Source organism: Streptomyces sp. NPDC034049 (assembly GCF_055575575.1).
On record NZ_JBVISJ010000002.1, the window covers coordinates 375,461 to 391,391 of the forward strand.

The 15,931-nt window shown below is 71.2% G+C and carries 18 protein-coding genes; 6 read left to right on the top strand and 12 right to left on the bottom strand.

Annotation, left to right across the window (positions count from 1 at the left end):
• Positions 1-153 precede the first annotated feature (153 nt).
• The 5 genes from ACZ52C_RS06475 to ACZ52C_RS06495 all read right to left on the bottom strand — a co-directional run bounded on the left by ACZ52C_RS06475 (position 154) and on the right by ACZ52C_RS06495 (position 4,052).
• Entirely contained in the window at positions 154-561 is a 408-nt protein-coding gene (locus ACZ52C_RS06475) for an ATP-binding protein (RefSeq protein WP_469073685.1), read from the bottom strand.
• A 260-nt stretch (positions 562-821) separates the two neighbouring features.
• The gene (locus ACZ52C_RS06480; protein ID WP_045559144.1) at positions 822-1,229 is read right to left on the bottom strand and encodes a (deoxy)nucleoside triphosphate pyrophosphohydrolase; all 408 of its coding nucleotides are present in this window, start codon (positions 1,227-1,229) and stop codon (positions 822-824) included.
• Between the two features lie 45 nt (positions 1,230-1,274).
• Entirely contained in the window at positions 1,275-1,475 is a 201-nt protein-coding gene (locus tag ACZ52C_RS06485; RefSeq protein WP_469073686.1) for an SPOR domain-containing protein, read from the bottom strand.
• A 447-nt stretch (positions 1,476-1,922) separates the two neighbouring features.
• Positions 1,923-2,675 carry a GntR family transcriptional regulator gene (locus ACZ52C_RS06490; protein ID WP_469073687.1) on the bottom strand — a complete coding sequence of 251 codons (753 nt, stop codon included), beginning with the start codon at positions 2,673-2,675 and terminating at the stop codon, positions 1,923-1,925.
• A gap of 147 nt (positions 2,676-2,822) precedes the next feature.
• A complete protein-coding gene (locus ACZ52C_RS06495; protein WP_469073688.1) occupies positions 2,823-4,052 on the bottom strand; it encodes a DUF4190 domain-containing protein in 1,230 nt (409 codons plus the stop codon).
• 184 nt (positions 4,053-4,236) lie between these two features.
• On the opposite strand from ACZ52C_RS06495, the gene ACZ52C_RS06500 reads away from it, so the two are divergent.
• Positions 4,237-5,343 (top strand): threonine synthase, encoded by a 1,107-nt coding sequence (locus ACZ52C_RS06500; RefSeq protein ID WP_060883431.1) that lies wholly within the window; start codon positions 4,237-4,239, stop codon positions 5,341-5,343.
• A 32-nt stretch (positions 5,344-5,375) separates the two neighbouring features.
• Here the strand turns inward: ACZ52C_RS06500 and ACZ52C_RS06505 are convergent, their stop codons facing one another.
• Positions 5,376-5,543 carry a hypothetical protein gene (locus ACZ52C_RS06505; RefSeq protein ID WP_469074192.1) on the bottom strand — a complete coding sequence of 56 codons (168 nt, stop codon included), beginning with the start codon at positions 5,541-5,543 and terminating at the stop codon, positions 5,376-5,378.
• Between the two features lie 258 nt (positions 5,544-5,801).
• The gene (gene ychF, locus ACZ52C_RS06510) at positions 5,802-6,890 is read right to left on the bottom strand and encodes a redox-regulated ATPase YchF (RefSeq protein WP_329898204.1); all 1,089 of its coding nucleotides are present in this window, start codon (positions 6,888-6,890) and stop codon (positions 5,802-5,804) included.
• A 403-nt stretch (positions 6,891-7,293) separates the two neighbouring features.
• On the opposite strand from ychF, the gene ACZ52C_RS06515 reads away from it, so the two are divergent.
• On the top strand, positions 7,294-7,875 hold the full coding sequence (locus ACZ52C_RS06515) for a DUF6542 domain-containing protein (RefSeq protein ID WP_469073689.1): 582 nt from the start codon (positions 7,294-7,296) through the stop codon (positions 7,873-7,875).
• Between the two features lie 280 nt (positions 7,876-8,155).
• Here the strand turns inward: ACZ52C_RS06515 and ppgK are convergent, their stop codons facing one another.
• Together ppgK and ACZ52C_RS06525 are read right to left on the bottom strand one after the other, a co-directional pair.
• On the bottom strand, positions 8,156-8,902 hold the full coding sequence (gene ppgK / locus ACZ52C_RS06520; RefSeq protein WP_469073690.1) for a polyphosphate--glucose phosphotransferase: 747 nt from the start codon (positions 8,900-8,902) through the stop codon (positions 8,156-8,158).
• Positions 8,903-9,042: 140 nt separating this feature from the next.
• On the bottom strand, positions 9,043-10,053 hold the full coding sequence (locus ACZ52C_RS06525; protein WP_469073691.1) for a 4-hydroxy-3-methylbut-2-enyl diphosphate reductase: 1,011 nt from the start codon (positions 10,051-10,053) through the stop codon (positions 9,043-9,045).
• A gap of 207 nt (positions 10,054-10,260) precedes the next feature.
• Between ACZ52C_RS06525 and xseA the strand changes: the two genes are divergently transcribed.
• The 3 genes from xseA (at position 10,261) to ACZ52C_RS06540 (ending at position 12,579) form a co-directional block, all read left to right on the top strand.
• Complete coding sequence (gene xseA / locus ACZ52C_RS06530) at positions 10,261-11,511, top strand: exodeoxyribonuclease VII large subunit (RefSeq protein WP_469073692.1); 1,251 nt, start codon at positions 10,261-10,263, stop codon at positions 11,509-11,511.
• 10 nt (positions 11,512-11,521) lie between these two features.
• Positions 11,522-11,818, top strand: a complete 297-nt coding sequence (locus ACZ52C_RS06535; RefSeq protein WP_469073693.1) for an exodeoxyribonuclease VII small subunit — start codon at positions 11,522-11,524, stop codon at positions 11,816-11,818.
• Positions 11,819-11,988: 170 nt separating this feature from the next.
• Entirely contained in the window at positions 11,989-12,579 is a 591-nt protein-coding gene (locus tag ACZ52C_RS06540) for a malonic semialdehyde reductase (RefSeq protein WP_469073694.1), read from the top strand.
• Positions 12,580-12,649: 70 nt separating this feature from the next.
• On the opposite strand, the gene ACZ52C_RS06545 is transcribed toward ACZ52C_RS06540, so the two are convergent.
• A complete protein-coding gene (locus ACZ52C_RS06545; protein WP_469073695.1) occupies positions 12,650-13,168 on the bottom strand; it encodes a DUF4245 domain-containing protein in 519 nt (172 codons plus the stop codon).
• Positions 13,169-13,293: 125 nt separating this feature from the next.
• On the opposite strand from ACZ52C_RS06545, the gene glpX reads away from it, so the two are divergent.
• Positions 13,294-14,328 (top strand): class II fructose-bisphosphatase, encoded by a 1,035-nt coding sequence (glpX, locus tag ACZ52C_RS06550; RefSeq protein ID WP_033531799.1) that lies wholly within the window; start codon positions 13,294-13,296, stop codon positions 14,326-14,328.
• A gap of 175 nt (positions 14,329-14,503) precedes the next feature.
• Here glpX and ACZ52C_RS06555 read toward each other — a convergent pair whose 3' ends face one another.
• Together ACZ52C_RS06555 and ACZ52C_RS06560 are read right to left on the bottom strand one after the other, a co-directional pair.
• Entirely contained in the window at positions 14,504-14,881 is a 378-nt protein-coding gene (locus tag ACZ52C_RS06555) for a WhiB family transcriptional regulator (protein WP_041669242.1), read from the bottom strand.
• A 173-nt stretch (positions 14,882-15,054) separates the two neighbouring features.
• Positions 15,055-15,777, bottom strand: coding sequence for a DUF1707 SHOCT-like domain-containing protein (locus tag ACZ52C_RS06560; protein ID WP_469073696.1), 723 nt, complete (start codon positions 15,775-15,777; stop codon positions 15,055-15,057).
• Positions 15,778-15,931: the final 154 nt, after the last annotated feature.

The window sequence follows — 15,931 nt, forward strand, 5'->3', positions numbered from 1 at the left end:
GTTGCCCCCTCGAATCAAAGACTCCAGCCAGCGCTACTGGCTTGAACCAGCCGGTCGCACGCGCGCCCCCGGGAGCCGCCCCCTCCCCCCTCCCGTACGCCGTGAACGCCCGCCGTGCATCCGGACCTTCACCCCGTACGCCGACGGAGGCGCTCAGCCGGGAACCGCCAGCTCGAACCAGACGGTCTTGCCCGCCTCTCCGGGGCGGGTACCCCAGGCCCGCGAGGAACAGGCCACCAGCTGAAGGCCCCGGCCGCTCTCGTCGTCGACATCGGCCGCGCGTTCACGCGGCGGGTCGGGCAGCGGGTCGGAGACCTCGACCAGGAGAGTCCCGGAGGGGTCGGCGGGACGCACGAGCCGCACGCCGATGGGTCCGGTCGCGTGCCGCAGCGCGTTGGTCACGAGTTCGCTCACCAACAGGGCGGTGATGTCGGCGAGCACCTCCAGGCCCCACTCGCGCAGCTTCCCTCGCACCACCGCACGAGCGCCCCGCACCGCTCCCGGCTGCGCGGGAAAGGTCCACTCGGCGCAGTCGTCTCCGCTGTCGATCACGCCGATCACTTCCCAGTCCAGAAGCAGACCCTGTCCGGTTTCATGGGGTTAATGGGCACATACCCGATATCCCGCACGAAGTACCGCGCACGAGGGCGCACTGTGGCACGAACGGCGTAGAGCCGACAACCCACAACCGACGACCCGGACCAGAAAGGGCGCGAGGAACTGCGCGAACAGGGACGAAACAGCAGGGGGCAGAGCCCTCCCGAACGGGACGGACAGGCTCAGCGCCGGGTGCGGGACGTGGACACGCACCCGGCACCTCATCACGCGCCTGCGTCACCCCAGGCCAGTCGCGCCGCCTCCATCACGGCCGGCACATCCTGGTCGAGCCAGTCGACGTCCCACACCTCGTCCACGGTCAGCCAGCGCAGCTCGTCGTGGTCCTCCAGCGCCCGGGGCTCACCGGACAGCAGATGCGCGATCCACACCCGCAGCACATAGCCCGGCCGCACCTCCCACTCACCGGGCACCCGCTCCGCGGACTTCGCCTCGACACCCAACTCCTCCCGCAGCTCACGCACGAGCGCCTGCTCGGGGGACTCGTCGGGCTCCACCTTGCCGCCCGGCAGCTCCCACCGTCCGGCCAACTCGGGCGGTGCGCTGCGGCGCGCGGCGAGCAGTCGGCCGCCGCTCAGCAGAGCGGCCCCCACCACCACGATCGGTTCGGTCATGCGCGGGAGCCTACGGGAGCGGACACGAGCGCCGGGCAGGGTGAGTCACTTGCTCACACTCATCCCGTTCTGGCCGTTCTGCCCGATGCGTTCGACCCAGTAGAGCTGCTTGTGGCCGCGGGCATCGAGGCTGTCCGCGATCTGCTGTGCCTCGGCGCGCGTCGCGTACCTGCCCACCCGGTAGCGATTGCCGTTGTCGTCCTGCCTTATGACGAGCCAGGGAAGAGTGATCGTGCCGTCGTTCATCGACCCCCACCGCTCCTTCTCGCCCCGGCCTCTCCAGGTCCCGCCCCCGGATGCCGCCGCGCCCCACCACCTAAGGAAACCGCAATCCGCATATGCCCGAGCGTACGCCTAACCTTCACGGAGCGAATCCGACTTCTCACAAAGAGGTACGCAACCAGCCAGAACGAGGGGGGCGCACCCCGTCGAACGCGCCGTCGATCACCACCCGCGCACCCCCCAGCGCTCCGACGAGCAGCGGTCCCGCGCCCTGCGCACGGAACGGGCACCTGCCGGGCGCCATGACGGCCCGTCGCCAAGAACGACCGAATTCGAACTACGTTCGGACCGGATCACCCGAGGCGGTGACGGTTTCAACTTCCCTTCGGCAAGGGCCACTTGACCCATGCCCCCGTCACCGTCCGCTACACACGAATGCCGTCGGATGTCCGAACGGGCCGCGTCCCGGCCTCACTTCACCGGCAAGTGGTACGCCACCTGATAACGGTCCGCCGGCACCACCACGTCCGCCGTCTCCACCGGGCGCCCGGAGGCGAAGTAGGTGCGGTGGACGACCAGGACGACATGTCCGGGTACACCGCCGAGGGCGAGCAGCTCCTCGGACAGGCCGGGCCGGGCGCCCACCTCCTCGGTCACGTTGTCGACGACGACGTCGATGGCCGCCATCCGCTCGACGACGCCCATACCCCCGAGGGGGCCCTCCTCGGGCAGCATCACGGGTGTGCGGCCCGTGAGGGCGAGGGGCTCCCAGGAGGTGGAGAGCATCATCGTCTCCCCCGCGTCCCGGAAGGTGTACCGGGTGCACATCACGCGGTCGCCGGTCTGGATCGCGAGCCGCTCGGCGACCGTCCGTCCCGCCTCGACCTGCTCGCTGCGCGACTCCCAGGTGCCGCGCGCCGCGGCGTCGGCCTGCTCCTGCCGGAAGGGCGTGGCACCCCCGGCGGGCCGGAACCCGGAACGGGCGACCCGGCGCGGCACCGGCCGCTCCCGCACATAGGTGCCCGACCCCGAGCGACCTTCCACCAGCCCCTCGGCCATGAGCACCTTGCGGGCCTCCAGCGCGACCGTGTCCGAGACGCCGTACTCCTCGCGGATACGGGCCTGGGACGGAAGGCGGGTGTGCGGCGGCAGCGATCCGTTCACGATCTTCCTGCGGAGATCACCCGCGACACGCAAGTACGCCGGCTGCTCACCGAAAGTCACTGGCCGCTCCCATCTGGATGTACAGACAGCAACAGCGTGGCAACCGTGGGTTCGGCCATGCAAGCAAAGGCCAGAGAATCACTCGATGTGATGACATGTGCCCGGTGAGGGCTTTACGCAGGCACTTTCTCCCCACTATGGACGCCGTCACACCTCCGCGCCGGGCCCCTCCTCGCCGTCGCCGCCGCCGGTGTCCCCGTCGTCGCCCGCCGGCGGTCCGGTGGCCAGCCCCAGAGCCTTGCGCGCGGTGATGGCCAGGGTGCCGTCCGTCTGCCGGTGCGCCGCGTCCCAGTGCTCGTCGAAGTCCTCGGCGTCGCTCGCCTCGTGCGCCGCGTCCCATTCCTCGCGCGCCTCGTCCAGGGCGTCGGCGTACTCGGAGACGGCCTCCTCGGCGGCGGGGTCCCAGTCGTGTGCGCGCAGGGCGGTCGCCTGCCGGTCCAGGGCGTCGGCCACCTCCGGCGCCCACTCCTTGTGCCCGGCCAGGTCGTCCTCGACGTACGTCGTCTCCGGCATCGAGTCGAAGGCGTCGTTCAGGATCGCGTCGGCCTCCAGGAAGGCGAACTGGTCGTCGTCGAGGGTCGTCGCGTCCTGCCGCAGCGAGCCCGTCAGGCCGGCCTCGGGGTCCACGTTGCCGAACATGCAGGTGATCTCGCGGTCGCCGGACCGCCAGCTCTCGCGCGTGGGCGTGAAGTAGTAGACGTCGGCCTCGGCCGGGAGCGCCCAGGCGTCCATCGCGTACGCCTCCGAGAGCTCGTAGCACCGGTCGTCGGCGACCTCGGCCATCGCGTCGTCGCCCGGATAGTCACCGTCCGCGCGGTCGTCGCCCGGCACGGGGAAGTTGGCGAACACCTCGGCGTCGTGCTCACCGCCGCACGGCACGATGTCGACGTCGTACGCGTACCCCTCCAGGGTTCCGGTGCGCGAGTCGAAGCACTCGCCCTTCGCCACCGAGAAAGTGCCGCCCGCGCCCTGCGCCGCGTCACGGACGCCGTCCCACGCGTCCCGCGCGCCGCCCGTGGTCCAGGCGAGGGTGATCAGCAGCGCGCCGACCGTCGACAGCACGATTCCGGCCACCGCCATGCCCCTGCCGCGCTCGCCCCTCTTCCTGATCTGCGCCAGCGCGACGACGCCGAGCACCAGCCCGATCCCGGGCAGGAAGCAGAGCACACCGAGCACGAAGGCGGTGATCGCGAGCCCGTTGACCGGTGGGGTGGACCCCCAGGCCGGATACGGCTGCCCCCAGGCCCGCCCCCAGGGCTCGGCGCCCGCCCCGTACGGGTACGGCTGCCCGCCACCGCCCGCCGGCGGCTGCCCAGGCGACGGAAACGGGCCACCTTCGGGCGGCTGCTGAGGCCCGAAGGGCGGGGGCGTGGCCACGGGTACGGATGCTCCTTGCGCCGAACCGAAGGGGAACTGACGTACGACTGGGCGCATGGTAAGCGGGGGACGGGGTCGGGCGATACGCCGGGCGGGCCGGAAGGCGCGGTGGGCGACCGCCACCCCCTCCTCTCTCCGCCCGGCCACCCCTGCCGAGCGCCCCCGCTCGAACTAACCTGCGTTCATGACCCCTCTGCCGGATCGCTTCTGCCCGACGGACGGCACGCGCGTCGCCGCCGCCTCCCTCGCCTGGTGCTGCCCGGCCTGCCGCGGCCCCCTGGACCTGGACTTCGCACCCACACCGGCCTCGCTGAAGTCCCTCTCCGGCCGGGTGAACTCGCTCTGGCGGTACGCGGAATGCCTCCCCCTGACGTCGCCGACGGTGTCGCTGGGCGAGGGCCGGACCCCGCTCGTCGAACTGCGGGAGGGCATCCGGGCCAAGCTCGACTTCCTGATGCCGACGCTGTCCTTCAAGGACCGGGGCGCGGTGCTCCTCGCCGAGCTGGCGCTACGGCTCGGCCCCCGGCAGGTGATCGCCGACAGCAGCGGCAACGCGGGCACGGCGGTCGCCGCCTACTGCGCACGGGCCGCGCTGCCCTGCACGGTGTACGTCCCGGCCGGCACGTCGGACAAGAAGCTGGAGCAGATCGGGGCGCACGGCGCGCAGCTCCACCTCGTCGACGGCGACCGCGAGGCCACGGCCCGGGTGGCCCGCGAGGCGGCGGACGAGGACGGCGTCTTCTACGCCTCGCACGTCTACAACCCGTACTTCCTGCACGGCACCAAGACATACGTCCACGAACTGTGGGAGGACCTGGGCGGCCGCCTTCCCGAGGTGATCGTCGTACCGGTGGGCAACGGCACGCTGCTGCTGGGCGCGGCCCTGGCCGTCGCGGAACTGCACGCGGCGGGCCTCATCGACCGCCGCCCCGCCCTGTACGCCGTCCAGTCGGCCGCCGTGGCGCCGCTCGCCCATGCCTGGACCGAGGGCGCCGACGACCTCGTCGGGACGACTCCCACGGCACCCACCTTCGCCGAGGGCATCGCCATCCCCCGCCCGCCCCGGGCCCGCCAGATCCTCCGCGCGGTGCGCGACTCGGGCGGCGCCTTCCTCACCGTGACGGAGGACCAGATCCGCCACGCCCAACGCGACCTGGCCTCCCGCGGCCTGTACGTCGAGTCCACGGGCGTGGCCTGCTGGGCGGCGGTGCGGGACGGAGCGCTGGGGTCGCGCACGGCGGTGGTGCCGCTGTGCGGCGCGGGTGTGAAGACGGGGTTGGCGGGGGCCTGAGGACCGCGGGACCGGCGGGAGCCGGGGTGGGGTCAGTACGCCGCGTACAGCATCAGCGCGAGGAACCCCGCGCCGAGCGCCGTCAGCAGCATGTTGCCGCGCTTGTGCCCGACCCACAGCAACAGCGCTCCGGCGGCGATCGCCAGCACCCGGAACTCACCGTTGAACACGACGAACACACCGAGAATCGCCCATGCCACCCACATGTGGTCCCCCTCCCCAGCCTGATGTGCAGCCTGATCTGCCGATCTGCCGATCTGCCGAAGAACTGCCCACCCCGGGAGATCGACACCCCAAACCCGTACGTTCCCGACACAAAACAGCCGAAGACCGCCCCTCGAAGGTCCCGCGTCCCCATCGAGGTGCCGCGCACACAGCGGAAGGGGCCGGGCTCCCCTGAGCCCGGCCCCTTCCGGCCTGCGCGCTTGGCGCCAGTGACGTGGCGTCAGGTCACCCGTTCAGACGTTGAACCTGAACTCGACGACGTCCCCGTCCTGCATGACGTAGTCCTTGCCCTCCATGCGGGCCTTGCCCTTGGCGCGGGCCTCGGCGACCGAGCCGGTTTCCACCAGGTCGGCGAAGGAGATGACCTCGGCCTTGATGAAGCCCTTCTGGAAGTCGGTGTGGATCACGCCGGCGGCCTCGGGGGCGGTGGCGCCCTTCTTGATGGTCCAGGCGCGGGATTCCTTGGGACCGGCGGTGAGGTAGGTCTGGAGGCCGAGGGTGTCGAAGCCGACGCGGGCGAGCGTGGCGAGGCCAGGCTCCTCCGCGCCGACCGACTCCAGGAGCTCCATCGCGTCCGCCTCGTCCAGCTCGGCGAGGTCCGCCTCCAGCTTGGCGTTGAGGAAGATCGCCTCGGCGGGGGCGACCAGGGCGCGCTGCTCGTTCTTGAAGTCCTCGTCGGTCAGCTCGTCCTCGTCGACGTTGAAGACGTACAGGAACGGCTTGGTGGTGAGCAGGTGCAGGTCGTGGAGGAGCTCCTCGTTGCCGGAGCCCTGCACGATGCCCTGCGAGAACAGGGTGTCGCCCTTCTCCAGGATCTCCTTGGCCGCCTCGACGGCCGCGACCTTCGGCGCGATGTCCTTCTTGATGCGCGACTCCTTCTGGAGGCGCGGCAGGACCTTCTCGATGGTCTGGAGGTCGGCGAGGATCAGCTCGGTGTTGATCGTCTCGATGTCGTCCTTGGGCGAGACCTTGCCGTCGACGTGTACGACGTTCTCGTCCTGGAAGGCACGGATGACCTGGCAGATCGCGTCCGACTCGCGGATGTTGGCGAGGAACTTGTTGCCGAGGCCCTCGCCCTCGCTGGCGCCGCGCACGATGCCCGCGATGTCGACGAAGTCGACGGTCGCCGGGAGGACGCGCTGCGAGCTGAAGATCTCGGCGAGCTTGGTCAGGCGCTCGTCCGGGACGCCCACGACACCGACGTTCGGCTCGATCGTGGCGAACGGGTAGTTGGCCGCCAGCACGTCGTTCTTGGTCAGGGCGTTGAACAGGGTCGACTTGCCGACGTTGGGCAGACCGACGATTCCGATCGTGAGCGACACGTTTGCGACTTCCCGTACGTAGGAGGGCCAGGCGGCCGGGGCTGGAGCGGCTGGGCCTGGGGCCGGCCCGGAGCCTGTCCGGCGGATCGTGCCCCAGCGGCCGGAAGGCCGGCCGATCCCCCAGTTTACGGCGTACCGGCACCCGACCCGGCGAGGTATCGAACGCTTGGCCAAGGTCCGCTCGACGGCGTGTCTGTGAACCCATTCGGCACATTAACCGACCTAAGTTGGACGAGTGGAGCACCAGCAGAGGACGCACCCCCCGCATCCCCGACGCACCGGGCCGCAGCGCGGCGCCTCGCCCCTTCCGCCGCAGGCGGGCAGAGGGGGCCGGGTCCCCGGCGCGGGCGTGCCACGTCGTGCTCCGGTCGCGCGCGGGCCCGTGCCGCCCTCGGTCCGAGCCGTGCGGAACGTCGCGCGGGCCGTGCGCCGGATGCCCAACCCGCGCCTCACCGGGCTGGGCTGCGGGTTGTTCTGCGGGGTGTCCATGTTCGTGCTGGCCGGGCTCGACCGGCTGCTCCTCGGCGCCTCCGCCGCCGTGTACGGGGTGCTGTTCCTGCTGGTCAGCGCGTTGGGCGCGGTGTGGGTGCGGCGCGGTGACCTGGCGAGCGCGCCCGTCGTCGTGCCGATCGCCTTCGCGGTCGGGCTGCCGCCGCTCGCCGAGGGCGAAGGCGGCCTCGGGGGGCATCTGATGGCCCTGGTCACCGCCCTCGCCATGCAGGCCGGCTGGCTCTACGGCGGCACCCTCGTCGCCGGCGTCATCGTGACCGTGCGCAAGCTGCGGCTGATGGCCCGCCGGGCCGCCGAGCGGGAGATGGACAGGGGCGGGGAGCAGCGCCTGGTGGGCCGGGAGGGGCGGGCTCGGGTCGGTGGGCAGGGGCGGGGAGCAGCGCCTGGTGGGCCGGGATCGTACGACCACCGGCCGGTCGGGCCCCGGGCGCCACGGCCTCCGGCCCAGCCGCGCCGTACCGTGCCCCGGGGGTAGCCCCGGGGGTAGCGGGCGCTCCGCGCGAAGGGTCGCGAGAGGCCGTCGTACGGGTGCGGGTGCGGGTGCGGGTGCGCGGGGCTTCTCGCGCAGTTCCCCGCGCCCCTGAAAAGCAGGGGCTGCGCCCTGTGCTTTTCAGCGGCGCAGCCCCGTCGCTTTCCAGGCCCGCAGGACCGTGGTCTTCCAGGCCCGCAGGGCCTGGTCTTTCAGGGGCGCGGGGAACTGCGCGAGAAGCCCCACCGGGCCGGCAGCCGACAACGCAACCGAACCGCGCCGGCCCCTAGCCGCGCTTCGCCGCCCGCATCGCCGCGCCCACGATGCCCGCGTTGTTCTGGAGCTGGGCCGGGACGATCTCCGCCCTGATGTCCTCGATGAGGTGGAGGAACTTCGCGGACTTGCGGCTGACGCCGCCGCCGATGATGAAGAGTTCGGGTGAGAAGAGCATCTCGACGTGGCCGAGGTACTTGGTGACGCGCTTGGCCCAGTGCTCCCAGGTCAGGTCGTGGTCCTCCTTGGCCTTGGTGGAGGCGCGGGTCTCGGCGTCGTGGCCGTGCAGCTCCAGGTGGCCCAGCTCCGTGTTGGGGACGAGGACGCCGTCGGAGAAGACCGCGCTGCCGATGCCCGTGCCGAAGGTGAGCAGGATGACCGTGCCCTGCCGGTCGCGCCCCGCGCCGAACTGGACCTCTGCCACACCCGCCGCGTCCGCGTCGTTCACCACGGTCACCGGCAGGCCGCCGAGCCGCTCACCGAGCAGGGCACGCGCGTCGACGTCGATCCAGCTCCTGTCGACGTTGGCCGCCGTACGGATCGTGGCACCGCCCGTGACCACACCGGGGAAGGTGATGCCGACCGGGCCGGTCCAGCCGAAGTGGTCGACGACCTCCTTGACCCCGTCGGCCACCGCGTCCGGCGTCGCCGGGTGCGGGGTCAGCACCTTGTGCCGCTCGTCCGCCAGGTCGCCCAGATCCAGGTCCACGGGGGCACCCTTGATCCCCGAACCACCGATGTCCACGCCGAAGATGTGCATGGCCCTACGTTACGTCGTACGACTGACAGTCACGTTCGCGAGGGGGCCGGTAGCCGACGGGGGCCGGAATCCTCACGTGCCCGCACGGCTACGGCCCCGGAACCTTCACGTTCCGGGGCCGTACACGCGGGGTCGGACGCTCAGGCGCCCGGGCCGGTGCGCTCGGCGACCAGGGAGGCCGCCTCCTCGCGCAGGTCGCGCCGCAGCTCCTTGGGCAGGGAGAAGGTGATCGACTCCTCGGCGGCCTTCACCAGTTCGACGTCCTCGAAGCCGTGCTGGGACAGCCACTCCAGGACCTCCTCGACGAGGACCTCCGGCACCGAGGCGCCCGAGGTGACGCCGACGGTCTCCACGCCCTCCAGCCACGCCTCGTCGATCTCGCTGGCGTAGTCCACGAGGTACGCCTCGCGGGAGCCGGCGAGCTTGGCGACCTCGACGAGCCGGACCGAGTTGGAGGAGTTGCGTGAACCGACCACGATGACCAGCTCCGCCTGGGCGCCCATCTGCTTCACGGCGAGCTGGCGGTTCTGCGTGGCGTAGCAGATGTCGTCGCTGGGCGGCGAGACGAGCAGCGGGAACTTCTCCTTGAGCGCACCGACCGTCTCCATCGTCTCGTCGACGGAGAGCGTGGTCTGCGAGAGCCAGACGATCTTGGACGGGTCGCGGACCTCGACCTTGGCGACGTCCTCGGGGCCGTCGACCAGCTGGATGTGGTCCGGCGCCTCGCCCGAGGTGCCGATGACCTCTTCGTGTCCCTCGTGCCCGATCAGGAGGATGTCGAAGTCCTCCTTGGCGTACCGGATCGCTTCCTTGTGGACCTTGGTGACGAGCGGGCAGGTCGCGTCGATGGTGGCGAGCTTGCCGCGGGCGGCCTCGTCGTGGACGGTCGGGGCGACGCCGTGCGCCGAGAACATCACGATGTTGCCCTCGGGGACCTCCTCCGTCTGCTCGACGAAGATGGCGCCCTTCTTCTCCAGCGTCTGCACGACGTACTTGTTGTGGACGATCTCGTGGCGGACGTAGATCGGGGCCCCGTACTGCTCCAGGGCCTTCTCGACGGCGATCACCGCGCGGTCGACACCCGCGCAGTAGCCGCGCGGGGCGGCGAGGAGGACACGGCGGCGGCCAGGCGAAGCGGTCATGTCTTCCATCGTAGGGGGTCCCCGGGCGGGGCCTTCGCCGATGGGGGCGCGGCTTGGGGTGGGGGTTCGGGTGCGTCGGCGGGTGCGGGTGGTTCGTGGTTGCCCGCGCAGTTCCCCGCGCCCCTGAAAAGCAGGGGCTGCGCCCCGTGCTTCTCAGGCGCGCAGGGCCTGGTCCACGAGGCGGCCTTGTCGGCGCCCCCCACTACGCTCAGCCGCATGGCTCTGAACACATCCGCCGAATCCCCCCTCCCCGTCGGCGAGGTCTCCCGCCTCATCGGCGGCTGGATCGACCGGCTCGGAGCAGTGTGGGTCGAGGGGCAGATCACCCAGCTGTCGCGGCGACCGGGCGCGGGCGTCGTGTTCCTCACGCTGCGGGACCCCTCGCACGACATCTCCGTGGGCGTGACCTGCTATCGCCAGGTGTTCGACTCGGTGGCCGACGTGGTGAGCGAGGGCGCCCGGGTCGTCGTCCTGGCGAAGCCCGAGTGGTACGCGCCCCGCGGGCAGCTGTCGCTGCGGGCCACCGAGATAAAGCCGGTCGGGGTCGGTGAACTGCTGGCCCGGCTGGAGCAGTTGAAGAAGTCACTGGCGAGCGAGGGGCTGTTCGCGCCCGAGCGGAAGAAGCCGCTGCCCTTCCTGCCGCAGCTCATCGGCCTCGTGTGCGGCCGCGCCTCGGCCGCCGAGCGGGACGTGCTGGAGAACGCCCGGCACCGCTGGCCGGCCGTCCGCTTCGAGGTGCGCAACGTCCCCGTGCAGGGGGTGCACGCGGTCCCGCAGGTCGTGCAGGCGGTGAAGGAGCTGGACGCGCTGGAGGGCGTGGACGTCATCGTGGTGGCGCGCGGCGGCGGCAGCGTGGAGGACCTGCTGCCGTTCTCCGACGAGCAGCTCGTACGGGCGGTGGCGGCCTGTCGTACGCCGGTGGTGTCGGCGATCGGGCACGAGCCGGACACGCCGTTGCTGGACTATGTGGCGGACCTGCGCGCCTCCACGCCCACCGACGCGGCCAAGAAGGTCGTACCGGACGTGGGCGAGGAGTACGAGCGTGTGCGGTGGCTGCGGGACCGGGCGCGGCGGTGCGTGCAGGCCTTGGTGGAGCGGGAGGAGCGGGGGCTGGCCCATGCGTTGGCGCGCCCCTCGATAGAGGATCCGCACCGCATGATCGACGAGCGCGCCGACCATGTGGCGTCGTTGCTCGACCGGGGGCGCCGCTGCCTCGGGCACCATCTGGACCGTGCCTCCTCGGAGTTGACGCACACGCACGCGCGGGTGGTGGCCCTCTCCCCCGCGGCGACGCTCCAGCGGGGGTACGCGGTGCTGCAGAAGGCGGACGGGCATGTGGTCCGTGCTCCCGGCGAGGTCGGGCCGGAGGAGTCGTTGCGGGCGCGGGTGGCCGAGGGCGAGTTCGTCGTCCGGGTCGACGGAGCGGGCACCGTCGACGGGACCGGGACTGTCGGAGGGGACGCATAAGGTGGGCCGCATGACCAGCAACGTGAGTGAGGCCGAGGGGACGACCGAGGCCGCCGGGGTCTCGGAGGCCGACCGCGCCCTCGGGTACGAGCAGGCGCGGGACGAGCTGATCGAGGTCGTGCGGCGCCTGGAGGCGGGCGGTACGACGCTGGAGGAGTCCCTCGCGCTCTGGGAGCGCGGCGAGGAGCTGGCCAGGGTCTGCCGCCGCTGGCTGGACGGGGCACGGGCCCGGCTGGACGCGGCGCTGGCCGAGGAGGACGCGGCAGAGGAGGCGGAGCGGCCCGGGCGGGGCACCACCGCCGGCTGACCCTCGCCCTCTCCGGCCCGTCGCCACACCCCCTCGCATCTCGCACCGCACTCCCACGAGCCACTGTGACGTGCGCAACCAACGCCCACTTTAGTTGAAAGTTGAAATTCAATCCCGTACGGTCGATGACGTACACCCCCGCACCGCACCCATCGCACGAAGGTTGTTCCATGTCCCTCGTTCTCGACCCCGCCGCCCAGGACCTGCTGTTCCGCGAGGCCCACACCGCGAACACGTTCACCGACGAGCCGGTGACCGATGAGCAGGTGCAGGCGATCTACGACCTGGTCAAGTACGGTCCGACCGCCTTCAACCAGACCCCGCTGCGGATCGTGCTGGTCCGCTCCGCCGAGGCCCGTGAGCGTCTGGTGCCGCACATGGCCGAGGGCAACCAGGCCAAGACGGCCGCCGCCCCGCTGGTCGCGATCCTCGCCGCCGACAACGAGTTCCACGAGGAACTGCCGACCCTTTTCCCGGCGTTCCCGCAGGCCAAGGACCTCTTCTTCGCCGAGCGCGCGGCGCGTGAGTCCGCCGCCGGCATGAACGCCGCCCTCCAGGCCGCGTACTTCATCATCGGCGTCCGCGCCGCGGGCCTGGCCGCCGGCCCGATGACCGGCTTCGACTTCGCCGGTGTCCAGAAGGAGTTCCTGGACGACGACCACACGCCGCTGATGGTCGTCAACATCGGCAGGCCCGGCGAGGGCGCGTCGCACCCGCGCTCCCCGCGCCTGGACTTCGACCACGTCGTCACCACGGTCTGAGTCCCACCGCACACCACGACGGGCCCCGGCGAACTCGCCGGGGCCCGTCGCACGTTCACCGCACGCGCGGTCACTCCGTCCTGAGCGCCTCGGCCATCTTCGTCAGCTGGGCGAAGGACGCGGAGCCGGTGACCACGGTGGTGGAATTCGCGCCCTCGAGGACCAGGGCGTCGTAGCGGTCCCCCTCGTACCGGTCCCAGGTCTCGTCGCCGATCTCCTGCGTGGTCCCGGTCTTCCTCGCGTCCTGGGTGGCGTCCGCGATGAACCGGGAGGGCTTCTCGGCGGACTGCTCGATCCCCACGTACTGCCCCTCGGGGTCGTGGAACCCGAGGTGCCAGTGGTCGGACTCGTCGCCCTGGAAGCGGACGGAGGTTGCCTTCCAGGCGGCGGGCAGACCTTCGGGCGCGGCCACCGGGTAGGAGGCCGCGCGACGTGCCGTCAGCAGTTCGACGCGGTAGTCGACGCGCTTGGGCTCCTGCTCGGTCTCGTCATGGGGGATGAAGAGATAGATGACCCACGCCGCCAGCATGATGAGTCCGAGGGAGAGGACCATGTCGCGAACGGTCTGCTTGCCTTTCGTACCTGCCACGCCCTCATCGTCGCAGGTGCCCCGGTCTGCTCATCCGTGGGGTCCCCTGCTCATTCTGTCGAACTGACGATAGAGTCGAGCGGAACCCTCATCCGGCCGTCGTCGTATCAGAAAGGTGCGCTCCGATGACCGAGAACCATCATCTGCCGTCCGAGCTCGAAGTCCCCTCCGAGGCCCCCGACCGCAACCTCGCCCTGGAGCTCGTACGGGTGACCGAGGCGGCCGCGATGGCCGCGGGCCGCTGGGTCGGCCGCGGGGACAAGAACGGGGCGGACGGAGCTGCCGTGCGCGCCATGCGGACCCTCGTCTCCACCGTGTCGATGAACGGTGTCGTCGTGATCGGGGAGGGCGAGAAGGACGAGGCCCCGATGCTCTTCAACGGCGAGCGTGTCGGTGACGGCACCGGCCCGGAGTGCGACATCGCCGTGGACCCGATCGACGGTACGACGCTGACGGCCAAGGGCATGACGAACGCGATCGCCGTGCTGGCGGCGGCCGACCGGGGCACGATGTTCGACCCGTCGGCCGTCTTCTACATGGACAAGCTGGTCACCGGACCCGAGGCGGCCGACTTCGTCGACATCGACGCGCCGGTCTCCGTGAACATCCGCCGGGTCGCCAAGGCCAAGCGGTCCGCGCCGGACGATGTGACCGTGGTCATCCTCGACCGGCCGCGGCACGAGGGGATCATCAAGGAGATCCGGGAGGCCGGCGCCCGGATCAAGCTGATCTCCGACGGCGACGTCGCGGGCTCGATCCTGGCGCTGCGCGAGGGCACGGGTGTCGATCTGCTGCTCGGCGTGGGCGGTACGCCCGAGGGCATCATCTCGGCCTGCGCGGTGAAGTGCCTCGGCGGCACGATCCAGGGCAAGTTGTGGCCGAAGGACGACGCGGAGCGGCAGCGGGCGATCGACGCGGGGCACGATCTCGACCGGGTACTGACGACCGACGACCTGGTGTCCGGGGAGAACGTGTTCTTCGTGGCCACGGGGATCACCGACGGCGAGTTGCTGCGCGGCGTGCGGTACCGGTCGGAGACCGCGACCACCGACTCGATCGTGATGCGGTCGAAGTCGGGGACGGTGCGACGGATCGATTCGACGCACCGGTTGAGCAAGCTGCGGGCCTACAGCTCCATCGACTTCGAGAAGGCCAAGTAGCTCCGCCGGTCAAACCGAAGGAGTGGGGTACCTCGACCGTCCGTCGACTGCGCGTCGTGCGTGGCCGGTCGCGCAGTTCCCCGCGCCCCCGGCGGGCCGCAGCGGACAGGGCGCCCTCCTGTGCGGAGAGGGCGCCCTGTCCGGTGGGTGTGCGAGGCCGGGTCGGCGGTGCGGGCTAACCCGCCGCCGCTATCGTCCCGTTGGCCCGCGCGGCCTTCTGCAGTTCGACGTCCCTGCGGCGCCTGCGGGCCAGCACCACGCGGCGTTCGGCCGCGGTGAGGCCGCCCCAGACGCCGTACGGCTCGGGTTGCAGGAGTGCGTGTTCCCGGCACTCGACCATGACGGGACAGCGGGCACAGACACGCTTGGCGGCTTCCTCTCGGGAGAGCCGGGACGCGGTGGGTTCCTTGGAGGGGGCGAAGAACAGCCCGGCCTCGTCACGCCGGCACACGGCCTCCGTGTGCCACGGGGCGTCCTGATCCCTGTCTCGCACTGGCACCCGCTGGGGCGGAACAGCAGCGACCTGCAGGGACGAATGCGGCGGATGCAGCACGGTCTACTCCTGACGACGGCTTCGCGAGCGAGAGACGATGCAGCAAGGCCTACCCGCTGTGCGCGGGCCTATGCACTGAGTCCCGAACCGCTGGAATTCGTTGTCAACACCGTGTGGTCACAACCGGACCGGATCCCTTCGGGGTCTGTCCGGACGTGGTCGATTCACAAGCGTCAACGATCCAGACGTTTGCGCAAATGATCGTCCACCTTGCGAGCGACATGGTCGGTGACCCGGCCGAGGAGATCGGCGATCACCTTGCCCCGCTTGGGTTTCGCCTCGACGCTCCCGAGGACGGCCAGTCCGTCCACATAGACCACGGGGGCGTCCGTCTCCTCCGAGTCCAGCGCGTCCACCGCGAAGTCACCGAGGACACCGGCGCCGCTGCCGCGCAGCGAGACGTTCTCCGGGACGCGGATCTCGACGCTGCCGAAGACCGAGATCACCTTGATCATCACCTGGCGATGCTCGAAGAGCGCCTCGCTCAGGTCCAGCTCCACGCTGCCGAATATCGCGTAGGCGTGGATCCGGCGGCCGGGCCGCCAGCGGCCCTTGCGCGTGGAGGCGCTGAAGACGGCGACCAGCCGGTCGTCGGGGTCGATCGGGATGGCGCCGGGCGTCGGCCGGTTGGGCACGGAGGAGACGGGCGGCACATACACCGGCCCGGCCTTGCGGGCCTGACCGGCCGGCAGGTCCCGTACGAAGACGTCCAGCTCGCCCACCGTCTTGGCGGCGAGCACGCCCTCGACGCGCTCGGCGTGCTCGTCCGCGGTGAGGCGGCCCTCGGCGAGGGCGTCGCGCAGGAGGTCGGCGATCCGGTCGCGGTCGGCGTCGGAGGCGCGCAGCTCGGCAGCGGACAACGGCGATTCCTGGGTGGGGCGCTTGTGAAGGTCCACGGCAGCAGCGTACCCACTCGCGATAGATCGCGACCAGGGGTGTGGACAACTCGGGGCCGGCGAACTGAGCCTTACCTCACAAGCCCGGTCTCCGAGCCAGGTTCTACGCTGGTGGACGCTGCCGATGGAGGCCAGCCGCGCCGTCTTGTCGAGC

What these genes read in the sequence shown, in the direction of transcription:
- ACZ52C_RS06480 (WP_045559144.1), bottom strand. Translation starts at nt 1,229, where the DNA reads ATGACCGAACCGATCGTGGTGGTGGGGGCCGCTCTGCTGAGCGGCGGC.
- ACZ52C_RS06485 (WP_469073686.1), bottom strand. Translation starts at nt 1,475, where the DNA reads ATGAACGACGGCACGATCACTCTTCCCTGGCTCGTCATAAGGCAGGAC.
- ACZ52C_RS06500 (WP_060883431.1), top strand. Translation starts at nt 4,237, where the DNA reads ATGACCCCTCTGCCGGATCGCTTCTGCCCGACGGACGGCACGCGCGTC.
- ppgK (WP_469073690.1), bottom strand. Translation starts at nt 8,902, where the DNA reads ATGCACATCTTCGGCGTGGACATCGGTGGTTCGGGGATCAAGGGTGCC.
- ACZ52C_RS06525 (WP_469073691.1), bottom strand. Translation starts at nt 10,053, where the DNA reads ATGGAAGACATGACCGCTTCGCCTGGCCGCCGCCGTGTCCTCCTCGCC.
- xseA (WP_469073692.1), top strand. Translation starts at nt 10,261, where the DNA reads ATGGCTCTGAACACATCCGCCGAATCCCCCCTCCCCGTCGGCGAGGTC.
- ACZ52C_RS06535 (WP_469073693.1), top strand. Translation starts at nt 11,522, where the DNA reads ATGACCAGCAACGTGAGTGAGGCCGAGGGGACGACCGAGGCCGCCGGG.
- ACZ52C_RS06540 (WP_469073694.1), top strand. Translation starts at nt 11,989, where the DNA reads ATGTCCCTCGTTCTCGACCCCGCCGCCCAGGACCTGCTGTTCCGCGAG.
- glpX (WP_033531799.1), top strand. Translation starts at nt 13,294, where the DNA reads ATGACCGAGAACCATCATCTGCCGTCCGAGCTCGAAGTCCCCTCCGAG.